The organism is Endozoicomonas sp. SCSIO W0465 (assembly GCF_023716865.1).
In the GTDB taxonomy this organism is placed as follows: Bacteria; Pseudomonadota; Gammaproteobacteria; order Pseudomonadales; family Endozoicomonadaceae; genus Endozoicomonas.
In genome coordinates, this window is the sequence record NZ_CP092417.1 from 13246 (window position 1) to 37500 (window position 24255).

At 48.4% G+C, this 24255-nt stretch carries 20 protein-coding genes; 12 read left to right on the forward strand and 8 right to left on the reverse strand.

Translation table 11 applies throughout. From position 1 onward, the window contains the following. Window positions 1-13: 13 nt before the first annotated feature. Window positions 14-1465 (reverse strand): TrkH family potassium uptake protein, encoded by a 1452-nt coding sequence (locus MJO57_RS00055; protein WP_252021904.1) that lies wholly within the window; start codon window positions 1463-1465, stop codon window positions 14-16. A gap of 240 nt (window positions 1466-1705) precedes the next feature. Between MJO57_RS00055 and MJO57_RS00060 the strand changes: the two genes are divergently transcribed. Then, window positions 1706-2983, forward strand: coding sequence for an IS4 family transposase (locus MJO57_RS00060; RefSeq protein WP_256491693.1), 1278 nt, complete (start codon window positions 1706-1708; stop codon window positions 2981-2983). Window positions 2984-3109: 126 nt separating this feature from the next. Here MJO57_RS00060 and MJO57_RS00065 read toward each other — a convergent pair whose 3' ends face one another. The 6 genes from MJO57_RS00065 to def all read right to left on the reverse strand — a co-directional run bounded on the left by MJO57_RS00065 (window position 3110) and on the right by def (window position 9718). Continuing rightward, a complete protein-coding gene (locus MJO57_RS00065) occupies window positions 3110-4129 on the reverse strand; it encodes a hypothetical protein (protein WP_252021906.1) in 1020 nt (339 codons plus the stop codon). Between the two features lie 100 nt (window positions 4130-4229). Continuing rightward, the gene (locus tag MJO57_RS00070) at window positions 4230-5291 is read right to left on the reverse strand and encodes a hypothetical protein (protein ID WP_252021908.1); all 1062 of its coding nucleotides are present in this window, start codon (window positions 5289-5291) and stop codon (window positions 4230-4232) included. A gap of 93 nt (window positions 5292-5384) precedes the next feature. Next, the gene (gene trkA, locus MJO57_RS00075) at window positions 5385-6758 is read right to left on the reverse strand and encodes a Trk system potassium transporter TrkA (RefSeq protein WP_252021910.1); all 1374 of its coding nucleotides are present in this window, start codon (window positions 6756-6758) and stop codon (window positions 5385-5387) included. Continuing rightward, complete coding sequence (rsmB, locus tag MJO57_RS00080) at window positions 6759-8138, reverse strand: 16S rRNA (cytosine(967)-C(5))-methyltransferase RsmB (protein ID WP_252021912.1); 1380 nt, start codon at window positions 8136-8138, stop codon at window positions 6759-6761. Window positions 8139-8170: 32 nt separating this feature from the next. After that, on the reverse strand, window positions 8171-9127 hold the full coding sequence (gene fmt / locus MJO57_RS00085) for a methionyl-tRNA formyltransferase (protein WP_252021914.1): 957 nt from the start codon (window positions 9125-9127) through the stop codon (window positions 8171-8173). 93 nt (window positions 9128-9220) lie between these two features. Beyond that, window positions 9221-9718 carry a peptide deformylase gene (gene def / locus MJO57_RS00090; protein ID WP_252021916.1) on the reverse strand — a complete coding sequence of 166 codons (498 nt, stop codon included), beginning with the start codon at window positions 9716-9718 and terminating at the stop codon, window positions 9221-9223. Window positions 9719-9871: 153 nt separating this feature from the next. Here def and MJO57_RS00095 point away from each other — a divergent pair, with 153 nt between their 5' ends. After that, on the forward strand, window positions 9872-11389 hold the full coding sequence (locus MJO57_RS00095; protein ID WP_252017502.1) for an IS1182 family transposase: 1518 nt from the start codon (window positions 9872-9874) through the stop codon (window positions 11387-11389). Window positions 11390-11535: 146 nt separating this feature from the next. Here the strand turns inward: MJO57_RS00095 and MJO57_RS00100 are convergent, their stop codons facing one another. Further along, the gene (locus MJO57_RS00100) at window positions 11536-13380 is read right to left on the reverse strand and encodes an extracellular solute-binding protein (protein WP_252021918.1); all 1845 of its coding nucleotides are present in this window, start codon (window positions 13378-13380) and stop codon (window positions 11536-11538) included. A 355-nt stretch (window positions 13381-13735) separates the two neighbouring features. Here MJO57_RS00100 and MJO57_RS00105 point away from each other — a divergent pair, with 355 nt between their 5' ends. The 10 genes from MJO57_RS00105 (at window position 13736) to MJO57_RS00150 (ending at window position 23957) form a co-directional block, all read left to right on the forward strand. Then, window positions 13736-14737: a LysM peptidoglycan-binding domain-containing protein gene (locus tag MJO57_RS00105; protein WP_252021920.1), complete on the forward strand. Its 1002-nt coding sequence runs from the start codon at window positions 13736-13738 to the stop codon at window positions 14735-14737. A 117-nt stretch (window positions 14738-14854) separates the two neighbouring features. After that, window positions 14855-15988 carry a DNA-processing protein DprA gene (gene dprA, locus MJO57_RS00110; RefSeq protein ID WP_252021921.1) on the forward strand — a complete coding sequence of 378 codons (1134 nt, stop codon included), beginning with the start codon at window positions 14855-14857 and terminating at the stop codon, window positions 15986-15988. A 121-nt stretch (window positions 15989-16109) separates the two neighbouring features. Further along, window positions 16110-16664: an L-threonylcarbamoyladenylate synthase gene (locus tag MJO57_RS00115; protein WP_252021922.1), complete on the forward strand. Its 555-nt coding sequence runs from the start codon at window positions 16110-16112 to the stop codon at window positions 16662-16664. A gap of 38 nt (window positions 16665-16702) precedes the next feature. After that, complete coding sequence (gene hemF / locus MJO57_RS00120; RefSeq protein WP_252021923.1) at window positions 16703-17626, forward strand: oxygen-dependent coproporphyrinogen oxidase; 924 nt, start codon at window positions 16703-16705, stop codon at window positions 17624-17626. Window positions 17627-17644: 18 nt separating this feature from the next. After that, window positions 17645-18472 (forward strand): shikimate dehydrogenase, encoded by an 828-nt coding sequence (gene aroE / locus MJO57_RS00125; RefSeq protein ID WP_252021924.1) that lies wholly within the window; start codon window positions 17645-17647, stop codon window positions 18470-18472. A gap of 153 nt (window positions 18473-18625) precedes the next feature. Further along, entirely contained in the window at window positions 18626-19318 is a 693-nt protein-coding gene (locus MJO57_RS00130) for a YiiX/YebB-like N1pC/P60 family cysteine hydrolase (protein WP_252021925.1), read from the forward strand. Window positions 19319-19580: 262 nt separating this feature from the next. Beyond that, the gene (gene rsmG / locus MJO57_RS00135; protein WP_252021926.1) at window positions 19581-20255 is read left to right on the forward strand and encodes a 16S rRNA (guanine(527)-N(7))-methyltransferase RsmG; all 675 of its coding nucleotides are present in this window, start codon (window positions 19581-19583) and stop codon (window positions 20253-20255) included. A gap of 16 nt (window positions 20256-20271) precedes the next feature. Next, a complete protein-coding gene (locus MJO57_RS00140; protein ID WP_252021927.1) occupies window positions 20272-21081 on the forward strand; it encodes a ParA family protein in 810 nt (269 codons plus the stop codon). A 3-nt stretch (window positions 21082-21084) separates the two neighbouring features. Continuing rightward, window positions 21085-21975 (forward strand): ParB/RepB/Spo0J family partition protein, encoded by an 891-nt coding sequence (locus MJO57_RS00145; RefSeq protein WP_252021928.1) that lies wholly within the window; start codon window positions 21085-21087, stop codon window positions 21973-21975. 209 nt (window positions 21976-22184) lie between these two features. After that, a complete protein-coding gene (locus MJO57_RS00150) occupies window positions 22185-23957 on the forward strand; it encodes an ankyrin repeat domain-containing protein (RefSeq protein ID WP_252021930.1) in 1773 nt (590 codons plus the stop codon). Window positions 23958-24255: the final 298 nt, after the last annotated feature.

Consider the following 24255-nt stretch of genomic DNA (forward strand, 5'->3'; position numbering starts at 1 on the left):
TGCGGCTATTGCGTCAGTAACGCCAGAAGGTTGGAGTAAACAACACCAGAAGGGTAAAAATTTCCAGACGTCCCAACAGCATGGCAAAAGCAAGAATCCATTTTGCCGTATCAGGCAGGCTCTGATAGCTGAACGCAGCCTCGCCAAGGGCGGGTCCAAGGTTATTCAGGCACGATGCGATGGTTGAGAATGCGGTAGTAAAGTCCAATCCTGTGGCCAGTAAAGCCAGAAAGAGAAGAACAAACATTAAAATATACGTTGCAAAGAATCCCCATACCGCTTCACCTACCCTTGTGCTCATTGGTTTACTGCCAATTTTGATGGTAAATACAGCATTTGGATGAACTAAACGACGAAGCTCTCTTATTCCCTGTTTGGCAATCAGAACAACCCTGATGACTTTCATCCCCCCGGCAGTAGAGCCTGCACATCCCCCCATGAAGCTGGTAAAAAACAACAGCAGTGGCAGAAACATTGGCCATGATGAAAAGCTGGAGGATGAGGTATAGCCAGTGGTTGTGGCGACCGACACCATCTCAAACAGACCATAGCGGAAGGACTTGGTCAGGGAGTACGTATCAGAAAGATAGAGCGTTGCAACGGTTATTGTCCCAACAACACCCAGAATGGCCAGAAACCATTTAACTTCTGGATCCTGAATATAGTGGGTCAGTGACTTATGTCGCCAGGCGATAAAATGAAGGGCAAAATTGAGGCCGGCAATCAGCATGAAAAAGATGGCGACAGAGATAATCATGGGAGAGTTGAAATGCCCCATGCTGCCGTCGTAAGTGGAGAAGCCTCCGATAGCGATGGTTGTGAAACTGTGGCATATCGCATCAAACAGGTTCATGCCTGCCAGCCAATAAGCCAGGGCGCAGGCCGTGGTTAGAAAGAGATAAAGAAACCAGAGCGCTTTGGCTGTTTCGGTAATTCTGGGCGTCAGTTTTGAATCTTTAACTGGCCCGGGCATCTCTGTTCGATAGAGCTGCATACCGCCAATCCCAAGCATTGGAAGAATGGCGACTGCCAGCACAATAATCCCCATTCCTCCAAGCCATTGCAGCTGTTGCCGGTAAAATAGAATAGAGCGGGGCAGGTGCTCAATACCGGTCAGAATGGTTGCCCCTGTCGTTGTTAAGCCCGACATGGACTCAAACAGTGCATCGGTAATGCTCAGTGCCGGACTTTCCATTAATAGAAAGGGCAGTGAGCCCACGGTTCCCAGAACAATCCAGAACAGTGCAGTCACCAGAAACCCTTCACGGGTGCGCAACTCACTTTTGGTATGCCGAAAAGGGAACCAGAGAAGAGTCCCTAGCAGCAATGTTAATAAGAAGGTGTAAATAAAAATGGTAATTTCCTGCTCGTGATAAAGCAGAGCAACAACGATCGGAGGAAGGCTGGACGTGCTGAATAAAATTAACAAAATGCCCAATATGGACAGAATAACCTGAAACTGCATGGTGCTCCTGCTTCATCCAGTACCAATACCTGACGATATGGAGTAGGGAATATGCCGTGTACTCACATAACCTGCCTTGGTGGATTCTTATAATAGCTACTTAGGGTAGACATTAAGCTCAAAAAAGGTTCGTTTCCGGCGGCAGAACCCACCTTGAACAGCCACAATAAAGCTTCGAAACCATTATCAATGGCTGAACAAGATGAGTACTGCAAATAGTAGATTAGTTGAAAAAAACTGTTGACCTGTTTCGACCGGTCAGAACTCCTAAGTATGGCGGAACAGCTTGGTTTTACTATACGACAGCGAGATATCCGTCCTTTGGATTTTATCCTCTCACTGATCGATGCCCTCGCTGGTGATGGAAACTGCGATACCCAGGCGGATCTACACCGTAAATTTAACGAGTTGACGGGGCTGAATGTCTCTTATCGTTCTTGGGCAAATCAAGCTAAAAAGGACGCGCTGCCTACTCTTATCCTGTGGCTATGGGTGCAGTGTCTGGAAATATTTTCCCGCAAAGTCATGGCGTTTGATGAAGACAGTCCATTTTCAGAGTTTGAGCACATTCTGATTCAGGACGGTTCGTCACAAGCTGTCTATGATGCCCTGAAAGAAGCATTTCCCGGCAGGTTCTCAACGGTCAGTCCTGCTGCCGTCGAGCTTCATACGACAATGGATCTTCTCACCAACAACCTGGTGCGGGTGCAGCTGACTGAAGATACCCGTTCAGAAAGAGACTGTCTGCCACCACTGCCAACATCCATGGCCTATATCCTGATGCTAATGGATGCCGGTTATTTTGAGCTGGAACTCTTTGCCGCTATTGATGACAGGGAGGGTTCTTTTATCTGCAAGGCACCTCAGAGTATCAACCCGACGATACTCAGCGCGGTACGGGAGGATGGCAAGAATCTCAATCGCTACAAAGGACAAAAACTGAAGGATGTACTGTCTGGCTTCCCCAAAGACCAGTGCCTCGACCTGGATGTAGAATGGCCGGGATTCAAAGCCTGGCCATTCCGCTTGGTTGTCCGCTGGAATGACAAAAAACAGAAGTGGGTTTTCGTTGTGACCAACCTGAACCGGGTGGAGTTCACCTTGAGTGATGTGCTCCAGGCCTATCGTCTACGGTGGCAGATAGAGCTGATTTTCAAAGAGATCAAATCCTATTCAGGGTGGCATCGTTTTAACACCAAATCAGCGACACTGGTGTTTAGCCTGATTCTGATGTCCTTTGTGGTTGTGACGTTGAAAAGGTACCTTGCCCATGCTGCACAGGCGAACCTCTGTGAAAGTGGGAGCATTGAGGAAATCTCGACGCACAAGGTGATGAAAAGTGGGACTCACCTGTTTGGTAATGTGATTTCATCGTTGATGAATGCAGGAAAGTCATTGGTCTCATGCATTAAAAAGCTACTGGACTTCTGGGGAAATAATGCGAAACGAGAACACCCTGCACGGGATGGTTGTTCAGGGCGTACAAGATTAGGCCTTTGTGCGGTGGGTGGGGCTTAATGTCTACCTTAAGATAATAGCTATAAGAAATTCTACTTTTATGTGTTAGCAGATTACTCCCTATCCATAGGGAAAACAAAGCCTGAACACCTTATTGTTAGACAAAAAAGGAGACTACATAACATTTCACTTGGTGGCATCAGTGATAGAGCGCAAATATGCTCTTTGATGGGCTGAAAGAGAGCTATCACTTTTCATTCGCAGAGCGAAATCTTTTACCACCTGATGTTCTTCACAATTTTCTTTGAAAGACCACTTTGCTGCCGCTTTTGTTGTTGCTTTGTCAGCCAGAGTGCCTTGCTGTCTTAATACTCCTCCAATAACCTTTAGTATTTTCACAAGATATTTCTCTTCTCCAGTGACAAAGAAACCTAACCACCAAAAGTCAAGCTTTTCAGTAGACACTACGTCACTATTAATCCTTTTGGCCCGTCTGGAACGTCCTTCGAGAATCTCAGAGGCTAGTTCCCCACATTTGGATGATTGAATTGGCCAGTTGTTTTTTTCAGATATCAGGGCAATGACAAAGGGAAGCTTATGCTTCCAGCCTCCTTCCTTGTCAAAGAGTTGATCAAAACTCTGATCAGCAAGTTTTTCAATCTGTCGAAATTTATCTTCTGAAGGACCACGATAAAAATTTGTCACAAGGTTGGTCAGTTGTGACAGGGACTGTTTGGCATCATTGAGGGAAGCCGGGTTGTCCATTACCGGTTCTTCAACGCCTATTGTATAGTATGAGCTTTCATAGTTTGATTGTTCAAGATATAAATCTGACATCCAGTTGGTTAGGGACTGGAGTTGTTCTGCATCACTGAGGGAAGCTGGGGAGCCCATTACAGGTTCTTCAATGCTTGCTGATTGGTCTGATGCTATAGTACGCGTTGTCGCCTCAGGCGTTCTTTGCCGGGGGAGATAGGCCTGGTCCCGGGTTGATGGTGTTGCTACTCTCATGTGCTGTTGTGGTTCGGAAACTTCCTGAAAAGAGGTGTCTGCTTTAACTGAAGCTTGGGGGGCCACTATTGCTACAGGACGACCAGCAGTTGAACTTCTTCTGTTAAGGCTGGTGCTCTCTTGGTTAGTTTCAATATTGGCAGGGTTGAATGATGCAGCCGCTCTGCTGGCCGTAGATTGATTGTTCGTATCCAAGGTTATTACCTATTGAAGCTATAATTTACCACTTTTGAGACATCAGCTGTCTGGAATAGTTTCTTTGGACTTATGGCCGCATAGCAATGGTTTAAAGGGACTACAAAATATTGCACAATTGTGAATCAGTGATAGAGCGCAAATATTCCCTTTGATAGTCTGAAAGTGAATTATCGTTTTTCATTCGAAGCGCGAAATCTTTTACCGCCTGATGCTGCTCGCAATTTGATCGAAAAGACCATTTTGCGGCTTTCTTCGTCACCCGGATTGAGTCCGGCATCTCTACGTGGCTCGATGTATCTCCAATCACCTTTAGTATTTTCTCAAGGTATTTATCTTCTCCAGTTGCAAAGAAACCAGACCACCAAAAATCAAGCTTTTCAGGGGATACTGCATTGCTGTTAATCTGTTTGGCCCAGTCAGAACGCCCTTCGAGAATCTCATAGGCTAGCTCACCACAGGTGGATGATTGAATTGGCCAATTGTTTTTATCAGATATCAGGGCAACAACAAAGGCAAGCTTAATCTTCATGCCTCCTTCCTGCCAAATAAGCTGATCAAAAATCTGGTCTATAAGCTTTTCAAGTGCTCGAAATTTATCTTCTGAAGGTTCGCGATAAAAATTTGTCAAAAAGTTAGACAGCTGAGACAGGGATTGTTCAGTATCGTTGAGTGAAACCGGGTTGTCCATCACCCACTCTTCAACGCTTACTGTGTAGTGTGAGCTTCTATTTTCTGATTGCTCAAGATAATCATTTGCCATCAAGTTGCTCAACAGGGACTGTAACTGTTCACCCTCGTTGAGGGGAGCCGGATTGCCCATTAACGGTATTTCAACGCTTGCTGATTGGGTTGTGGTATTCACCGGTATTTCAATGCTTGCTGATTGGGTTGAGGCTATATTCACCGGTATTATTTGCCGGGGGAGATATGCCTGGTTCGGGACTGATGGCGTTGTTGATCTCTTGCGCTGTTGCGGTTCGGAAACTTCCTGAAAAGAGGTGTCTGCTTTAACTGAAGCTTGGGGGCCCACTATTGCTACAGGACGACCAGCAGCCGAGCCTGTGTTATTGAGACTAACTTCCTTGTAGTCAGTTTCGAGGTTTGCAGGATTAAACGGTGCAGTCACTTGGCTGGCAGTAAATTGATTATTCGTATCCAATGTCGTTATTCCTGATGATGTTAGAATATCAGACTACTTGGACATCCGTTGTCAGGAATAGTTTCGTGGGATTGCTTACCGCAAGGCAGTGCTTTAAAAGAACCCAAGACCGCCCTGAAAGAGCTGCTCAAGCTCACGGATTTTGCGTTTATTGGTCAGGAAGAGAATAACATGATCACCGGATTCAATTCGGGTGGTATCGTGAGCAATCAGCACCTGATCATCACGAACGATAGCACCAATGGTTGCACCCTGGGGTAACACCACTTCCTGAATCGTTTTACCAACCACTTTAGAACTCTGCTCACTGCCATGGGCAATCACCTCGAACGCTTCAGCAGCACCTCTTCGCAGTGAGTGAACGTTCACTATATCGCCGCGTCTGACGTGCTTGAGGAGACTGCCAATCGTGGCTAATTGAGGTGATATCGCAATATCAATTTCACCTCCCTGCACCAGATCGACATAAGCAGGGTTATTGATCAGAGCCATGACCTTACGGGCACCCAGACGTTTTGCCAGCATCGATGACATGACATTGGCTTCATCGTCATTGGTCAGCGCACAGAAGATATCGGTTTCTTCGATATTTTCACTGATCAACAGCTCTTTATCGGAGGCGTTGCCGCAGAAAACCATGGCTTTGGTCAGCGTCTCTGACAGGAATTGGCAACGTTCCATATTGTGTTCCATGATCTTGACCTTGTATTGGTCTTCCACGGCTTGAGCCAGGCGCAGGCCGATATTGCCGCCACCGGCAATAATGATGCGCTTATAGTCATCATCCAGCCGCTGCAGCTCGCCCATGACGGCCCGGATATCTTCACGGGCGGCAATAAAGAAGACTTCATCGTCCACCTCGATAACGGTGTTGCCCTTGGGCATGATGGCATTGCCACGCCGGAAAATGGCCGCTACCCGGGTATCGACATTGGGCATGTGCTCACGGATATAACGCAGCTCGTGACCGACCAGCGGGCCGCCATAATAGGCCTTCATGGCCACCAGCTGGGCACGGCCTTCGGCAAAATCCAGTACCTGAAGGGCGCCGGGGCGTTCCAGCAGTCGTTTGATATAGTTGGTAACGACCTGCTCCGGGCTGATAAGTACATCAATGGGCAGTGCGGCATTGGCAAACAGGCTTTCATTCTTCAGATAAGCAGCCTGGCGGATACGGGCAATTTTTGATGGCGTGTTGAACAGTGTGTAGGCAATCTGGCAGGCTACCATATTCACTTCATCACTGTTGGTGACAGCAACCAGCATATCGGCTTCATCGGCACCGGCCTGTTTCAGGACCCCGGGAAAAGAAGCTTTGCCCTGGATGGTTCGGATATCAATTTTATCCTGGAGCTCTCGAAGTCGGGTGGCATCGGTATCGACCACCGTAATGTCATTTTCCTCATTGGCCAGGTTTTCTGCCAGTGTGCCACCCACCTGACCGGCACCGAGAATGATGATTTTCATTTAGGAATCCGTCTTTACCATCAGGCTGTAAAAAAATCCGTCACCACTATTCATAAACCTACCCATAGACCTACCCGCCATAGCGTTACTGGTCCCGGAGCCGCCGTTGCGTGGGAGACTGCCAGAGCCGGGAAAAAGCTGCTTGCCAAACCCGGTATTATGCCCCCATTGACCTTCAATGGTTAGCAATCTGGCATCCGGGGTTTCAGACAGGAAGTGTTCAATCTGCAGATGGTTTTCCCGGGGCATGATTGAACAGGTGGCATAAAGTAACGTGCCGCCGGGCTTCAATAGAGGCCAGATAGCCCTGAGGATGTTCTGTTGCAGCTGCGCCAGTGCATCAATATCTTCCGGCTTTCTCAGCAGTTTGATGTCCGGGTGGCGACGAATAACCCCGGTTGCTGAGCAGGGGGCATCCAGAAGAATGTGGTCGTACGGTTTTCCCGGGAACCAGCTGTCGGGATCCGTAGCGTCTCCACACAGGATATTGGCGGTCAAACCCAGTCTTTGCAGGTTTTCACCCACTCTTTCCAGACGAACACGATCAGCATCCAGTGCATCAACGGTGATATCCGGGTGCAGTTCCAGCAGATGACAGGTCTTGCCTCCCGGTGCGCAGCAGGCATCCAGAATATGATCACCGGGTTTCGCCCGGATTAAGCTCGCAGCCAGCTGGGCTGATTCGTCCTGGACACTGACTGCCCCCTCGTAAAACAAGGGCAGCTTGTCGACGGAGCCGGGTTTGCCCAGAGTAATGGCTTGTGGGGCAATTTGGGATTGTTTCGCTGGTATGCAATCATCCAGCAGCTTTTTCAGGTATCTGGAGGGGGTGATCTTTTGCTCATTAACCCGAAGGGTCATGGGAGGCGGCTGATTATTACCGGTAAGAATGGCTTGATAATCATCCGGCCATGCTCGTTTAATGGCGTTGATCAGCCATTTTGGGTGTGACCAGCCGCAAACCGGGCTGCGCGCTTCCAGGTCATTCAGTTCTTCAAACCGGCGCTGGGCATTTCTGAGGATGCCATTCACCAGACCTCTGGCCCAGGCTTTACCCAGGGTCCGGGTCGCTTGTACCGTCTCACCAATGGCAGCATGGGGAGGAATGCGGGTGAAGAAGAGTTGATACAGACCAACGAGAATCAGGTTATGAATATCCTGCTCTTTTTCTTTCAGGGGTTTCTCGGTGAGGAACTTAAGCCAGGCATCCAGCCGGTGGTAGTAACGGAGTGTTCCATAGGAAAGCTCAGCCAATAAAGGCTGGTCTTTTATGGACAGCTTTTCCTGTAACTGCGGCAGTACAGTGCTCAGTGATTCTCCCAGAGTTACCCGGGTAATCGCCCGTGCAGCCAACTGTCGAACAGAAGATTGTTTAGCCATATCTGGTAAAAAATGCCCCGCAAATAAAGCGCTTAGCTGAATTGTTTGCCGGTGCTGAACATCGCTTTTTTGCTGTTCAGCAGCTCTTGCACAGTCATTGCCCGGCTTCCTGCCAATTGCAGGCGTTTAATGCGCAGTGTGCTTTTGCTATCACCCTGACCGCAGGCAATATCAAGCCCTTTTTTATCTGCCCTGATCAGGGTTCCCGGTGTATTGCTGGTGCTTTCTTCCAGGGCCATGGCTTCCCATACTCGGATGTTCGTATCATCCAACGCGGTGATCGCCACAGGCCATGGATTGAATGCCCTAATCTGCCGTTCCAGTGCCTGTGCTGATTTTTGCCAGTCCAGCCGCGCTTCTTCTTTACTCATCTTATGGGCATAGTTAGCCAGGTTGTCATCCTGTTTTTCCGGATGGATATTGCCATCTGCCAAGTTATCAAGTGACTGAATCAGAGCGGGCTGGCCCACTTTAATCAGGCGGTCATGAAGATCGGATGCGGTATCGGTTGGATGGATGGGACAAAAGGCTTTCAGCAACATGTCTCCGGTATCCAGTCCGGCATCCATCTGCATGATGGTGACACCTGACTCAGTGTCACCCGCTTCAATCGCGCGCTGAACAGGGGCTGCTCCACGCCATCTTGGCAGAATGGAGCCATGTACATTAATACAGCCCAACGTCGGAGTATCGAGAACCGTTTGTGGCAGAATCAACCCGTAGGCAACAACAACCATTAGATCAGCATTCAAAGAGGCAAGTGTTTTCTGAGCGTCTGCATTTCTAAGGGATGTTGGCTGAAAAACCGGAATATGGTGCTCAAGAGCCAGCGATTTAACCGGTGAGGGCATCAGTTTCTGACCTCGCCCTGCAGGTCTATCCGGCTGGGTATAGACCGCGATAACCTGGTGTTGACTATCCAGAACGGCCTGTAGGTGTGCACTGGCAAACTCAGGGGTTCCGGCAAAGATAATTCGAAGGCTTTTCATATGGCCAGCTGCTTAAGAGGCAATCCATCAGAAAGTGGTTGATAGCGGTGTATCGGAACACCATTGTACGAATTTAACGAGTCTGGCTATTCATCAGTGTTTTCTTTTGCCAAGCTTTTTCTTGATACGATCCAGTTTCAGGCGGGACAGTGTGTCGATGAATAGCTTACCCTCCAGATGATCCAGCTCGTGCTGGACACAGACGGCCGCCAGTCCATCATAGTCCCGTGTGTACTCATTACCATCGCGATCTAAAGCCGTCAGCCTCACTTGAGAGTAACGATCCAGCAGCTCATAAATGCCGGGCACTGACAGGCAGCCTTCCTGAAGGTCGGACTTTTCATCACCGATGGGTTCATAGCCGGGGTTGATGAGGACCTGAGGTTTGTTACCTTCTTCAGAAAGGTCCATTACCACGATGCGCTGATGAATATCCACCTGGGTTGCTGCCAGACCAACACCACGGGCGTCGTACATGGTTTCCAGCATGTCATCAACGATACGGCGAATGTCGTCATTGACTTCAGCTACAGGCTTGGCAACCGTGCGAAGTCTTGGGTCAGGGTATTCAAGTATTTCCAGTAGAGCCATCAGTGATCTCAGGTTGACGAAGTTAACGAATAATGAAGTTTGTTGACTCCTCAGTATATCTGTAAATTCAGTCTGTACCTAGGAGGCTGTCCGAGAATAGCCTGATTAAGTATAATCAGGCATCTTCTGCCCACTTTATTGTTGCCGAAACGGATGTCATCAATCAAATTCAAAGATAACCCTGCTGATTTTGACCAGCACCTGATGTTCCCATCGAACATCTTCGACCTGCTGCCACCAGATCATGATTGCTTCGTTTTTGAAGATATCTTCAAGCATATCGACACCTCTGAAGTGGAAAAGCAGTATCACCATCTTGGCCAGAATGCCTACCACCCACGACTGATTATATCGATCCTGATCTATGCCTATAGCCATGGTGTGTTCAGCTCCAGGGAGATTGAACGGCGCTGCAATCAGGACTTGGCTTTCATGTATATCGCCAAACAGCACTGCCCAAATTTCCGGGTGCTCAGTGACTTTCGTAAAAACCAGGCCACCTTTTTTAAAAGCAGTTTCAAACAGAGCGTGCTGCTCGCCCGGGAACTACAGATGGCCTCGCTGGGCCACATCGCTCTTGATGGTTCCAAATTCAAAGCCGACTCATCAAAGCATAAGGCCATGAGCTACGCACGACTTAAGGCCAAAGAAGCTGAATTAATGGCTGAAGTTGAGGCCCTGATTAAAAAAGCCGAAACCAGTGACAGTGAAGAGGACGATGCTTATCAGCAGGAGACTGGCTACAGCATTCCTGAAGACTTGCAATTCAAGCAGGAACGGTTAGAGAAAATCCAGGAGGCCAAAAAAGCGCTTGAAGAACGGGAACAGGCCCTGAATCCCGATAAGCCGATAGACGACAAAAAGCAAATCAGCTTTGCTGATCATGATGCCAGGATCATGGGTAAAAAAGGCAGTGGCTATCAGTACAGTTATAACGCCCAGATCAGCGTCGACAGCGATAATGGTATCATTGTTGGCCAGCACATCAGCCAGCATGCCAATGACAAGCAGGAAGTAAAGCCTGCACTTGAAGCCATTGCAGAAGCAACAGATAACGCGTCCATTGGCAAAATGAGTGAGGATAATGGCTATTACTCAGGGCCCAACCTGCAAGCGTTTGATGATGCGAACATTGACGCTTACATGGCTACGGATCGACAGGAGAAGCCTGCAACAGAGGGACTGGAAGACTCTGACAGAAAGTTTGTCAAAGCGGATTTTATTTACCATGAAGCAGACGACAGCTTTACCTGCCCTGCCGGTGAGAAGCTGATTTATAACACGGCTAGCAAAGCAAAACACAAAAGCTACCGCGTCAGTAAAGATATCTGCCGGGATTGCCCGTTACGTAAAAGGTGCAGTGGTGACAACAAAGACCCGGGGAAAGTGATTCGCACAGACCGCCACGAAGCCATACGCCAGGCGATGAACCGCAAAATGGAAACCAAAGAGGCCAAAGCGGTTTATGAGCGTCGCAAGGTGATTGCGGAACCGCCTTTTGGCCAAATCAAGAACTCAGGATTCAGAGGGTTCAGTGTCCGGGGTAAGGAAAAAGTGGCTGGAGAATTTTCACTGGTCTGCAGTGCTTATAATTTCAAAAAAATTGTCAAATCGGTTTCAACGGGATCAATCCGTCTTGAAGAAGCAAAAAGGCTTAAAATGGCAGCATAAAGGCAAGCAAAAGGGTAAAAAACGCAATTTTTACCCCAAAACAGGCTAAATTTAGGTCAATATTTGATCAGCCAAGAAAATGCTGAAGCTTTCGTTTTTTCAATAGCTAGTTCTCGGACAGCCTCCTAGGGGCTGTTAAACCACGCCTATTCAGCCAGCCACCAGGTATTGATAATCATGGGGTAATCCGTGATCACACCCGGCCGCTTGATGTTGCTTCGGTGGGCAACTCTCACTTTTCCAAAGTACCAGAGCGGAATACCGTAATGATGCCAGAGCAGAACCCGGTCAAGGCTGTGAATAATGGTTTCCAGCGCCTGCTGACTCTCTGCACTGGGTATTTTCTCCAGCAGCGCATCAATTGCAGGATGTTTTATACCGGCCAGGTTCTGGGTATCGGGCATATCCGCATTGCTGGAGTGAAAGTACCTGAAAAGTTCACTGCCCAGTGAGAGTCCCAGAGGATAAGCATTACCAATGGTATCAAAATCCAGCATTCTCACTCTCTGGAAATAGTTACTGCTGTCGATGACCCGGTATTTCAGTTCAATACCGATGCTGGCCAGGTTTTTTTTAAACGGCAGAATAAGTCTGTCTCCCAGATGACTGGAGGTAATCAGCTCAAAAGTCAGCGGTTCCAACTTGCAGTTCACCAGCCTGCCTCCCTTGAGTTGCCATCCCGCCTCTTTAAGTAGAGTGAGAGCCTGGTGCTGTTGGGCCCTTATTGAACCATCACCCCTGGTTTTTGGGGGTGAAAATGGCTGATAGAACAGAGCCTTTGGCAGTTGTTGGCGAAATGCTTCTAACAGCGCCTGTTCATCAGAGGAGGGGACGCCTGAAGCGGCGTATAGGGAATTGGGAAAGTAGCTGTTTGCCCGAGTATAGGCGTTTTCAAACAGCGTTCGGTTGCTCCACTCAAAATCCAGCAGATAGCCAACCGCTTCTCTTACCCGAATATCATTAAAAGGAGCCCTGCGGGTGTTGAAAACGATCATTGGGCTGCCAATAATCCTTTTGGTTGGAATTTCAGTCTTTATGACTTTACCAGACGCGATGTCTGGATAGTTGTAGCCATTAGCCCAGTTTTTGGCAATGGGTTCGAAGTAGAGACTAAGAGCCCCGGCTTTAAATGCTTCAAAGGCAATCCTCAGATCCCGGTAGAAATAGAGTGTTATCTGATTGAAGTTGTATTTACCCTGATTCACCGGTAAATCCTTTCCCCAGTAGTCCTCAACTCGGGTAAACGTAACTGATGACCCGCCTTCCACATGAGTGATTTTGTAGGGTCCACTGCCCAGTGGTGGTGTCAGTTTGGATTTTTCATTAAGCTCGTCTCGCCAGTAATGAGCAGGCAGCACCGGTAGCTCGGCAGCACAGAACAGTTGATCTCTGTTGCCAGAACTCTTGAAGTGAAAGCGAACACGGTGTTTACCAAGAACCTCAACACGTGCAATTGGTTTAAGCTGAATCTGATATTTGATCGGGCCTTTTGTGCGCAGGTGCTCAAAAGAGAACTCAACGTCTTCTGCCGTAACCGACTGACCATCATGAAAACGGGCGTTGGGGTGGAGGTTAAACGTTATCCATTGGTTGTCGTCAGGGTACTCCACGGATTCTGCAATCAGGCCATAAGCAGACCTGGCTTCATCTCCTGAAGGGCTGTAAGTGCCACTGCCCACCATCAAGGGTTCATTCAGCCCCAGAAAGCCTAAAGTAAAAAATCGCAGGGGGGATATTTGGGAGATGTGAGTGCCGGTTTGGGAATACGGATTTAAGGTATCGAGGATACCAATGGCGGCAATGTTAAGTTTACCCCTTTTAGGGGCATCAGGATTTACGTAATCGAAGTGCTTGAAGCCTTCCGGGTATTTAAGGTCATCAAACCGTGACAGTCCGTGTGACGTGTGTGTGATGAGCGTTGTTGCAGCCAGTACCGGTATACTGACAACAGAGACTAACCCTGCAAGATACATCAGGCTTATCTGTTTCAAAGTCGCTCCTTTATCCAACCCTCTTTGGGATACTGGTTCAGGAAACCACTTCAAATAGTAGACTTATTCTTCCTGATCCAGTGCTGAGAATGCATTGCGATTTATGTGGCCTGATCTTGAGAATCAGATACGAAAGCCGAGAACTAAAAGAGAGCCGATTGCTCACAGGCTGAGGCGGTTGATACACTGTTCTGATACGCTAACCGTGAAATACGGTACAGCAATCATCCGTGGCCAAAAGAAGCAGAGGTAGCCGAGCGTACTTAACGCCGGCTCTAAGCGGCTTAAACCAAAAACTATTCAAGGAATCGGGACGACAATGAGACGCTTTGCTCTGGCAGGAATCCTGCTTTGTATGTCCACTCTGGGACAGGCATACGATAGCCCGATAAAGGCGGACTCTCCCAGCAAGTATACCGTTGAGAAGGGTGATACCCTGTGGGATATTTCTACCACCTTTCTGGACAGTCCGTGGTTATGGCCGGAAATCTGGCATGCCAACCCCCAGATAAAGAATCCTCACCTGATTTATCCGGGTGATATCGTCAGCCTGGTGTATATCGATGGACAACCCAGATTGATGGTTTCCAGTCGTGGCGAAAATGGTCGTACGATCAAATTAAGCCCCAAAATCCGGGTAATGCCCGGAGATTCGGCTATTCCGGCCATCCCTCTAGGTGCAGTGCTCAGTTACTTAAAAGGTGGTCATGTGTTCTCCAGTGAAGAACAGTTGAATAATACGCCTTATGTCTTTGCAGCTAAAGATGGCAAACTGGTTTCAGGTACAGGAGACAAGGTTTACGCCCGAGGTGATTTTGCCGGGCAGAATATCCGGTTTGATGTCGTTCGTCGCGGTGAGCAGATCGTCGACCCGGAAACCGACGAGTTGTTGGGACTCATTGGTATCGATGTCGGCACCATCAATTTGAGTCGTGTCAGGGAAGGTGTTGCCTCCATGGTCATTCAGGACAGTAAAATGGAAGTGATACCCGGTGATCGGTTGGTTAAGCAGGATGCCAGCGGACTGGTAACGACGTTTTTTCCAAGAGCACCGGCTGCGCCTGTCGAGGGCATTGTCACCGCTAATCTGAATAATGCAAAAAAGATTTCCAGGTTTGATACGGTGGTCATCAACAAAGGGGAGCGGGAGAGCCTCAGGCAGGGTGATATCCTGGCCGTCTACCGCAAGACACAAGACGCCTACGATCCATTTACCAATGAACAGGTTTCTCTGCCATCCGAAAGAGTCGGGTTAGTCATGGTTTATCGACCTTTTGAAAAAATGAGCTATGGTATTGTGCTATCAGCTAAAGAGGATATTGAAGTTGGCTATATCCTCCGGAGCCCACAACCATAAGTAATCATTTATTCAAAAATACAGCTCCTGTGAAGGGTGCTTCATTGGATGTGTGGCTTACCTGGACAGAGCTGTAGATAACCAGAATAAGCCACCTAACTCTGGAAAGAGAATTCAATGATATACACCGATACAGACCAGAAGGACTGGTTACAACTGCTCCCCTGGTTAACGCTTTCCCTTATTCCGGGTCTGGGGCCAATAAAATCTGGCCAGCTCATTGAAAAATTCCAACATCCCGGCCAGCTTTTTTCTGCATCACTCAATGAGCTGAAGCGTATTATTCCGGATAAGCTGGCCAGTTTGCTGGTCAATGCGCACAGAGACACTGCTATTCAGAAACAGTTGCACCTGACCAATGCGTGGCTTCAGGCTAGTCAGGCCCATACTATTTTGACACCCGATTCCCCTCTATATCCCAAAACGCTGAAAGAGCTTCCTGATGCGCCGGTTGTACTCTACGTCATTGGTAACAGGCAATTACTCAGTGAGCCACAGCTGGGCGTGGTAGGTAGCCGAAGACCGACACCCAACGGTCGCCGGGTTGCCCGGGAATTTTGTGAACATTTATCCAGAAGTGGCCTGGTTATTACCAGTGGCTTGGCGCTTGGTATTGATGCGGCTGCCCACCAGGGGGCTCTGGGTTGCTATGGGGGGACCGTGGCCGTGTTGGGAACCGGCGTGGATCAGGTTTACCCTGCAAGGCATAAGGATCTTTATCAGTTGATTGCCGGCCAGGGAGCCATCGTCAGCGAATACCCATTGGGAACGAAACCCTTTGCCGGTAACTTTCCCCGTCGAAATCGTATCTTGTCTGGTTTGTCTCTGGGGGTGCTGGTGGTTGAAGCGGCACTGGAAAGTGGCTCTTTAATCTCGGCAAGACTGGCTGCAGAGCAGGGGCGCGAGGTATTTGCCATACCGGGTTCGGTGTTGAACCCATTAAGTCGAGGCTGTCATAAGCTGATCCGTGAAGGTGCTGTGCTGGTTGAAAGCCCGGATGATGTATTAATTGAACTTGCCCCACAGCTTCATTGCGTTATCAATGAGTTCTCGCCACCAACGGCCACTAGAAAAGAAATAGATCCATTGCGGCTTAAAGTTATTGAAGTTATGGGGTTTGACGTTGTCAGTGCGGATCAAATCAGTACGCTGTCAGGAATTCCTTTTGCAGAACTTTCCGTCGTTCTTACAGAAATGGAGCTTGATGGTGTTATTGAGTCCACCTCAGGTGGATTTATTCGTCTTGGCTGAATAGCTCAGTGAATCAATCAGCAGAACCTGAGTGTCTGGCTGTTGCTTCCGGGCTTCTCTTGCTAGACTAGCGAGCCTTACCGATCACGTTTCGGAGTGTACTGATGGGGAGGCTGTTGTCATGATGGATGTAAATCAAGCAGCGAAAATAATTAGCCATGGAGGAGTCATCGCTTATCCCACTGAAGCCGTATGGGGCATAGGTTGTGACCCGTGGAACCGGCAGGCTGTCTATAAAGTACTGGAAATCAAACAGCGGCCCGTTGAGAAAGGCGTGATTCTGATAGGGGCTTCAGAGGATCAGTTTGTACCACTACTTGATCCGCTTTCTTCAGAAGAGAGAGCCAGACTGAAATCTACCTGGCCAGGCCCCTTCACCTGGTTGATTCCCGATCCGGATGGCTGGACACCGGACTGGATAAGAGGTCAATTCGATACGGTTGCTGTTCGCATCAGCGCTCACCCATTGGTAAATGCTCTGTGTGAAGCGACAGGGCATCCGATCGTGTCGACTTCAGCCAACCTTGCAGGTAAAGCCCCGCTGTTAACCTTCTCAAGTGTTAAAGAAGCGTTCGGTTCTCAACTCGACGGCATTGTTCCCGGCGAAACCGGAGGACAGAAAACACCCTCTAAAATTCAAGACCTGCGTTCGGGTGAACTGGTACGGGCAGGTTAGTGTCGCTCAAACTTAACCGATAAAAGGCATGTCCCAAAATGTCAGAACCGTCTGTAGATCTCGTAAAGCATTATCTCCTGGATTTGCAGCATCGCATCTGTACGGCGATTGAGGCAGAAGAAATGGAGGGCTCCTTCAGGGAAGACCAATGGGACTACCATGGCTCAGAAAACAAAGGTGGTGGTGGCGGTAAGGCCCGAGTACTGGAAGGTGGTAAGGTTTTTGAAAAAGCAGGTGTGAATTTTTCCTGTGTAGAAGGGGATCAGCTACCTGCCAGTGCCACTGCCCATCGACCACAAATGGCCGGTAGGCGTTTTCAGGCTATGGGAGTTTCTCTGGTGATCCATCCGGATAACCCGTTTGTGCCAACGTCGCATGCCAATGTTCGAATGCTGATAGCTCATAAAGAAGGAGAAGATCCGATCTGGTGGTTTGGTGGTGGCTACGATCTGACGCCTTACTATGGCTTTGAAGAAGACTGCAAGCATTGGCATCAGACTGCCAGGCAGGCCTGTGAGCCTTTTGGTGACGAGGTCTACCCCCGCTATAAGAAGTGGTGTGATGAATACTTCTTTCTTAAACACCGTAATGAACCCAGGGGGGTGGGTGGACTGTTCTACGATGATTTGAATGAATGGCCATTTGAGCGCTGCTTCGAATTTATGCGGTCGGTTGGCGATAGTTATATTGGTGCTTACTTGCCCATTGTTCAACGCCGTAAATGGATGCCTTACTCCGGGCAGCACAAGCGTTTTCAGGAGTACCGCCGTGGCCGTTATGTGGAGTTCAATCTGGTTTATGATCGGGGTACTTTGTTTGGACTGCAGTCCGGCGGTCGTACAGAGTCTATTCTTATGTCACTGCCTCCTCATGTTCGCTGGGATTACAACTGGAACCCAGAGCCAGGCACCGATGAGGCGCGGTTGTATGAAGACTTTTTAACGGCAAAAGATTGGGTATAAATGAAGAGGATCTGAGTCATGGCTGGACCGGTAGACAATTACGCGGTAATGGGGAACCCAATTGACCACAGCAAATCACCCGTAATTCATACGCTGTTTGCCAATCAGACCGGTCAAAGTCTGCGTTACACTGCAATATTGGTTGACATTGATGGGTTGCAAAAAGCGATTGATGCATTCTTTGAAAATGGTGATCTTGGATTAAGTATAACCGTACCCTTTAAGGAGGAAGCGTGGCAGTTAGCTGAAAAAAGAACGTCAAGAGCAGAAAAAGCAGGCGCTGTGAATACCCTGTGGCAGGATGAGCATGGCCAGCTGCGTGGCGATAATACCGATGGGCTTGGTCTGGTAGCCGATCTTAAAGAAAATAACGGTATAACGATTAAAGGTGCAAGAGTCCTTATCCTCGGTGCCGGCGGTGCCGTCAGAGGTGTGCTTGAGCCCATACTCTCGGAGCAACCGGTTGACGTTGTCATTGCCAATCGAACGCGGAGCAAGGCCGATACGCTGGTTGACCTCTTTCCGGATGAAACCCTTTCTGCCAGTGGTTTCGAAGACATAGAAGGTCGTTTTGATCTGATCATCAACGGAACCGCCGCCAGCCTGCAGGGAGAAATGCCTCCCATACCCGGTCATGTGATTGATCAAAAGACCTGCTGCTATGACATGATGTACGGTGCAGAGGAAACCGTTTTTAATCGCTGGTGCCGTGAGCAGGGAGCGGGAAAAACCATTGATGGGCTTGGTATGCTGGTGGAACAGGCCGCAGAGCAGTTTGCTATCTGGCGTGGCGTTCGTCCTGAAACCCGGGAGGTGCTTGGCCTGTTGCGCAATGAAATAGCCTGACAAATTTCTATACTCTTGAGCATGACTCTTTATGTCGAAAACGTTATGTCGAAAACGTTGCAATAACGAGATTATCTGCCTTTTGAAGCATCGGTTTTATGGATACCGCTAATGTTGTTCATTACAAGATGATTTTCAGATAGGGGAGAGGTTATGGATAAAGCACTGCCAGCTACTGTAATGCCAGCCACTGTGATTGCTGAAGACCTCTTGCCAGGCGACCTGATTTTTCAACTCCGCTCAGGTGGTGAGGCTGAATGGGTCATCAGTCGACTGTTTGCTGGTCGCGACGGTGCTGCCATCAATCACGTTGCACTCTACGACGGAGATGGCATGGTCTTAGAAGCGGTAATGCCCCAGGTAAAGAAAACCTCATTGGATGACTTTGTCAGCAACTCGGTTTTAGATAACCATGGCCGACCCTGTGTTCTGATCTGTCGGTTGGTGTCAAGTTACTCGGCACTGGTACCGGCTGCTCTGGAGTTTGCTGAGCAGCAGCTTTCGATGCCTTATGATCTTCACTACAGCCAGAATCAGGACGAGCACCAGAAAAGTTGGTACTGCAGTGAATTAATTGTTCATGCGTTTCGCAGTGCCAATGACGGTGTTTTCCTGTTTGAAGAAACACCCATGAGTTTCCGGGATATGGAAACCGGAGAGCTGATGCCATTCTGGATTGATCATTATCAAGCGGTTGGGCAGAAGATACCGGAAGAGCTTCCCGGTTCACATCCAGCACTGCTGTCCTGTTCCGACAAACTGATTTCTATCAATATTCTCGGGTCACTTCCTGCAAGGAATGGTCAGGATGTTTGCAGCCTGGAGCCAGGATCGACACTGGCCTGACACCGAACCATTTTCCCGGAATTATTCTTAACCAATTATTTTATTCAAGCGGTCATCTTTGGGAACAGCCAAAGGCCATATTTCAAAATGGAAATAGTACCTACTTTATGTATCGCTGGTTTTGGTCAATGATTGCGTCGATTTTATTTAAGTTATGAAATAGACTAATTGGTTATTTATTGTCATCAGTAAAGCCAGACGGCACCCGGATAACTCTTCGTAACAGCAGCAGGGTTTGATTGTCCGCTGGTTGAAGGAATCAATGAACACTTCTCAATCATCTTTAATGGACACCCCCCTGGCCCGGACGTTACAGAAGGATATCTGTCAAGGTGCCGCATCACTTGGTCTTGATTTTTCCCGGGAACAGGCGGATTTGCTGACTCGCTATGTTCTGCTGTTAGACAAGTGGAATCAAGCCTACAATCTCACCGCTATTCGTGACCCCGGGGCGATGGTCTTCCGGCATATCATTGATAGTCTGAGCATTGTTCCTCACATTACTGGTGAGGCTATTCTGGATGTGGGTTCAGGGCCGGGATTGCCTGGCGTTGTCCTGGCCATTATGTATCCCGATAAAAAATTCACGACACTGGACAGTAATGGCAAGAAAACCAGATTTATGCATCAGGCAAAACTGGATCTTCATCTCGATAACCTGAAAGTGGCTAATGCCCGGGTAGAGTCTTTTAAGGCAGATGCACTTTTTGATGCTATTACTTCCCGAGCGTTCAGTTCATTGGTTAACATGGTTGATGGTACAAAACACTTATTATCACCTTCAGGTGTTTATCTGGCCATGAAAGGGCTATATCCTGAAGAAGAATTGAAGGAATTGATGGATCGTCACGACATTGAGCTGATCTGCTGTTCGCCCTTGAAGGTACCGGGCACAGACGGCGATCGTCATCTTGTCATTTTGCGTAACAGGCATTGAATGGTATTTAACGGCTGTGGCTAAAATTCTAGCGGTAACCAATCAGAAGGGCGGGGTTGGCAAGACCACTTCCTGTGTTAACCTGTCGGCTTCACTGGCGGCCAGTAAGCAGCGAGTGCTGCTTATTGATGTTGACCCTCAGGGAAATGCCACCATGGGCAGTGGAATCGACAAACATGCTCAGCAATGGTCTGTTTACCATGTACTGACGGGGCGTTGTGATATCCGCGAGGCAATCCTTCCATCGGTGGATGGTGGTTACGACGTTCTGGGATCGAATGCCGACCTGACAGCTGCAGAAGTTGAGTTGATGGATATGGAGCACAAGGAGTCCAGGCTCCATGATGCACTGGCCAAGGTGGAAGGGCAGTACGACTTTATCATGATTGACTGCCCTCCATCCCTGAACATGCTGACCATTAATGCCATGGTTGCTGCCCGTGGGGTGATTATCCCCATGCAGTGTGAATACTATGCTCTGGAAGGTCTGACGGCCCTGATGGAAACCATTGCCGGTCTCAGGGAAACCATCAATCCCGACTTGCACATTGAAGGTCTGCTGCGCACCATGTATGACCCGAGAATGACGCTGACCACGGAAGTATCGAGACAGCTCATCAACCATTTTGGTGATCAGGTCTACCGAACCGTAATACCTCGTAACATTCGACTCGCAGAGGCACCAAGCCATGGTAAGCCTGTGCTCGCGTATGACCGGAACTCCCGTGGAGCGGTTGCTTATCTGGCGCTGGCTGGAGAGCTGGTTCGAAAACATGATATCAAGAGGCTTCAAGGTAAGTCAGAAAGGAAAACAGGAACTCACTGACACATGGCGAAACAACGTCTCGGTACTAACTTAAATGCTCTGTTGGGTAGCGCCAGGCTACCGACCTCTCTGTCTAATGATCTCTCTGGTCCATCAGCGGTCAGAGAGTCGCAGGACGGGACAATGAAAGACTTGCCAGTTGAGTTTCTGACTCGTGGCAAATATCAGCCACGCCGAGACATGCACCCTGATGCCCTGGAAGAGCTGGCTGAAAGTATTAAAGAGCAGGGTATCATGCAGCCAATCGTGGTTCGTCCGGCGGGACAGAATCGCTATGAGATTATTGCTGGTGAGCGTCGCTGGCGTGCAGCCCAGCTGGTCGGGCTGGCGGAAGTTCCCGCATTGATTCGCGATGTCCCCGACGAAGCTGCCATTGCCATGGCGCTGATTGAAAACATCCAGCGGGAAGACCTGAACCCTATTGAAGAAGCCATTGCACTATCGAGACTGCAAAAAGAATTCGAACTGACCCAACAGGAAGTTGCTCAGGCAGTCGGTAAGTCCAGGGCAGCCGTCGCCAATATATTGCGATTGATGGCCCTGAATCCTGAAGTAAAGAAAATGCTGGAATATGGTGACCTGGAAATGGGGCATGCCAGAGCGCTGCTTTCTCTGGGAGAAATGGACCAGTTAGAGGTTGCCAGAATGGTGACGGCAAAAGGGCTCTCTGTTCGCCAGACTGAATCACTGGTCCGTCGCATTCAGCAGGAAAAGGAAAAAGGCGTTAAAACGGTTAAACGACTGGATCCAAATATAAAGCAACTTGAGGATGAGCTATCAGAAAAGGTCGGTGCCCGGGTTGCCATTCAGTGCAACGCCAAAGGAAAAGGAAAGCTGGTGATTTCCTACAATACCCTTGATGAGCTTGATGGTGTTCTGGCTCATATTCAGTAAGTGAACGTTAATTATCCCTCCTTGTGCGCTCGATGAAGGGCGCGACGAATTACATCGAACAACAAAACTTGATTATTTTTTAATCTATACCAAGCTAGATCTTTGTTCGTTTTTAAAGCGATATAATCATGACAATATTAATAACAACATTGTAACCCTGATGCAGGGTTCCTCAAATTAATAAAAATCACACACAGAGGTCGCTTGCCATGTTGTCGGCAACTCTCGAATGTTTAAAAAATTTTGACCAGATTGATCTTCCTGTCATTGTTTGTCAGCACCTTTCTACGTGGAAAAAAGCCCAATTTGACGGGCGTGGCTTGGTGGTATGTGAGAACCCGGATAAATTATTGGTTCGTTCGTATGACTGTCAGTGCGATACGCTCTTTGAAGAGAGCGCTAATGTCCGTAATTTCGATACCCTGTTAAAGAACAGGGCTATTGATATTAATGTCCGGATGGCCAGCTACATTGGCTGTCAGGCATGGGGGGCAGACAATGTGGTCCATTGGCATGGTCCGTTGCAACCACGAGACCAAAACATACTGGACAAGCTGAAATGGTATCTTGATCAAGGCGAATTTGATATCAACCAGCCTGTGAACACCCGACAACAAACATTGTTGCACCTGTTCTGCCAAGAGAGCTGTAGCCTGGGCCAAAGGCGGAGACCGGCCCCGGTGAAGCCCCGAGAGGTTGTAAGGTTCCTGTTGGATAACGGGGCAAGCGTGAGCACCAGGGATTATCTGGGTAACACGCCATTACACGTTGTCAGTCGTTCCGGTGGCGACAGTGAGCTCATGGCCAACTTGCTCGAACACGTCAATGGAAATTCGGAAATCATTGACGCCGTTGATGATGAGGGCAGGACGGCTCTGTCAGTTGCGCTCCAATATTCAGCCTGGCTGGGAAAAGCGCTGCTACTGTTGCGGGCAGGGGCTAGCACTGAAAAGCACACTGACGGGAATAATCCACTTCACTACCTGATCTATGGGAATAACGTCAACACGGTTTCTTTGGCACTACTTGTTCATTACGGTGTAGATATCCATGAACAGGGGAACGAGGGTATGTTGCCTGTTAATGATATTGCCAGGAGGATCAATAACCACGAGGGGCATCATTTGCCCTGTATTATTCATTTGATAAAAATGGGAGTAGCTCTAAACCGTGTTGATCACTGTGGTCAATCATTGCTTTCAGTGCTGTTCAGCCTTGATGATCCTGATGAGGATGGTGAAATATCACCCTACTCCATATCAAAAGAGGACAAGCTGAGTATATGCAATGATATTCTGACAGCATGGTATAAATATAACTTTCCAGAAAATACTGAGCACCTTAAGGGGGCTTTAACCGACAGCCTGATAGAAAGGCATGAAACAGATTTAGCCCAGCTGTTGGAAGATTATCCTGAGACGTTTTATTTGCTGGATAACACGGTTGAGATTATTGCCGATGATTTAAGCGAGCATACCAGAGACAAGTTGGAAAATATGCTGGTTAAAGCCAGGCATAAGCATTCCCGTGACATGAGTCTCTTGCCTTTTGTCTACGTCCCAACTGAGAGTTTACAATATAGCAACTCTGACTTCTCTACGTCCCGTATGGAGGCTATCTACAGTGCATCATTATCCGATTTTGTCAGGTTAGAGTTAGAGCCAGATGAACGGGTGTTTTTGGCAGAAGACGATGATATCGGATGGGATAGCGATGAGACAGATGATGGCGTGGAGATTGAGTTCAGTGATTTCTATCAAGACCCGCCCCCTGCCGATAATCTGGCCATTCAACTTTTTGATATTCAGTTATACGACTGGTTGTTTGAGAATCACTTTGAGTTACTTCATAGGCTACTGCTATCTCACCAAAGTCTGTATAAAGTAATCTCAACCTACGAAACTCACCTTACTGACCGGTTGAACGCTGACAATAAAGAGAAGCTTCATAAATTACTTGCAGACATTGATTGCTGTAGCTGAGTTGTAGAAGGCATTAAATAACCATTCAGCAGGTTGACAAGACAAATCGACATAGTAATATACGCACCCGCTGACAGGGCATCAAACGCAACGTCAGTGAGTTGATTGAGCAAATTCAGAAAAGAGCGCTTGACAACGAAAGCCACCACAGTAAGATGGGCGGCCTTGCAGATCGGCACTGACTTAAATCAAGTTGCTGGCTCAGCGATTAAGTCACCATGATTTAATCGGTTCTTTAACAAGATATCAGACAATTCGTGTGGGCGCTTGTGCGATGGCATCGGTAACAAAGCTTCGG

Coding starts and splice junctions, on each gene's coding strand:
- MJO57_RS00055 (WP_252021904.1), bottom strand. CDS start 1,465: ATGCAGTTTCAGGTTATTCTGTCCATATTGGGCATTTTGTTAATTTTA.
- trkA (WP_252021910.1), bottom strand. CDS start 6,758: ATGAAAATCATCATTCTCGGTGCCGGTCAGGTGGGTGGCACACTGGCA.
- rsmB (WP_252021912.1), bottom strand. CDS start 8,138: ATGGCTAAACAATCTTCTGTTCGACAGTTGGCTGCACGGGCGATTACC.
- fmt (WP_252021914.1), bottom strand. CDS start 9,127: ATGAAAAGCCTTCGAATTATCTTTGCCGGAACCCCTGAGTTTGCCAGT.
- def (WP_252021916.1), bottom strand. CDS start 9,718: ATGGCTCTACTGGAAATACTTGAATACCCTGACCCAAGACTTCGCACG.
- MJO57_RS00095 (WP_252017502.1), top strand. CDS start 9,872: ATGTCATCAATCAAATTCAAAGATAACCCTGCTGATTTTGACCAGCAC.
- MJO57_RS00105 (WP_252021920.1), top strand. CDS start 13,736: ATGTCCACTCTGGGACAGGCATACGATAGCCCGATAAAGGCGGACTCT.
- dprA (WP_252021921.1), top strand. CDS start 14,855: ATGATATACACCGATACAGACCAGAAGGACTGGTTACAACTGCTCCCC.
- MJO57_RS00115 (WP_252021922.1), top strand. CDS start 16,110: ATGATGGATGTAAATCAAGCAGCGAAAATAATTAGCCATGGAGGAGTC.
- hemF (WP_252021923.1), top strand. CDS start 16,703: ATGTCAGAACCGTCTGTAGATCTCGTAAAGCATTATCTCCTGGATTTG.
- aroE (WP_252021924.1), top strand. CDS start 17,645: ATGGCTGGACCGGTAGACAATTACGCGGTAATGGGGAACCCAATTGAC.
- MJO57_RS00130 (WP_252021925.1), top strand. CDS start 18,626: ATGGATAAAGCACTGCCAGCTACTGTAATGCCAGCCACTGTGATTGCT.
- rsmG (WP_252021926.1), top strand. CDS start 19,581: ATGAACACTTCTCAATCATCTTTAATGGACACCCCCCTGGCCCGGACG.
- MJO57_RS00145 (WP_252021928.1), top strand. CDS start 21,085: ATGGCGAAACAACGTCTCGGTACTAACTTAAATGCTCTGTTGGGTAGC.
- MJO57_RS00150 (WP_252021930.1), top strand. CDS start 22,185: ATGTTGTCGGCAACTCTCGAATGTTTAAAAAATTTTGACCAGATTGAT.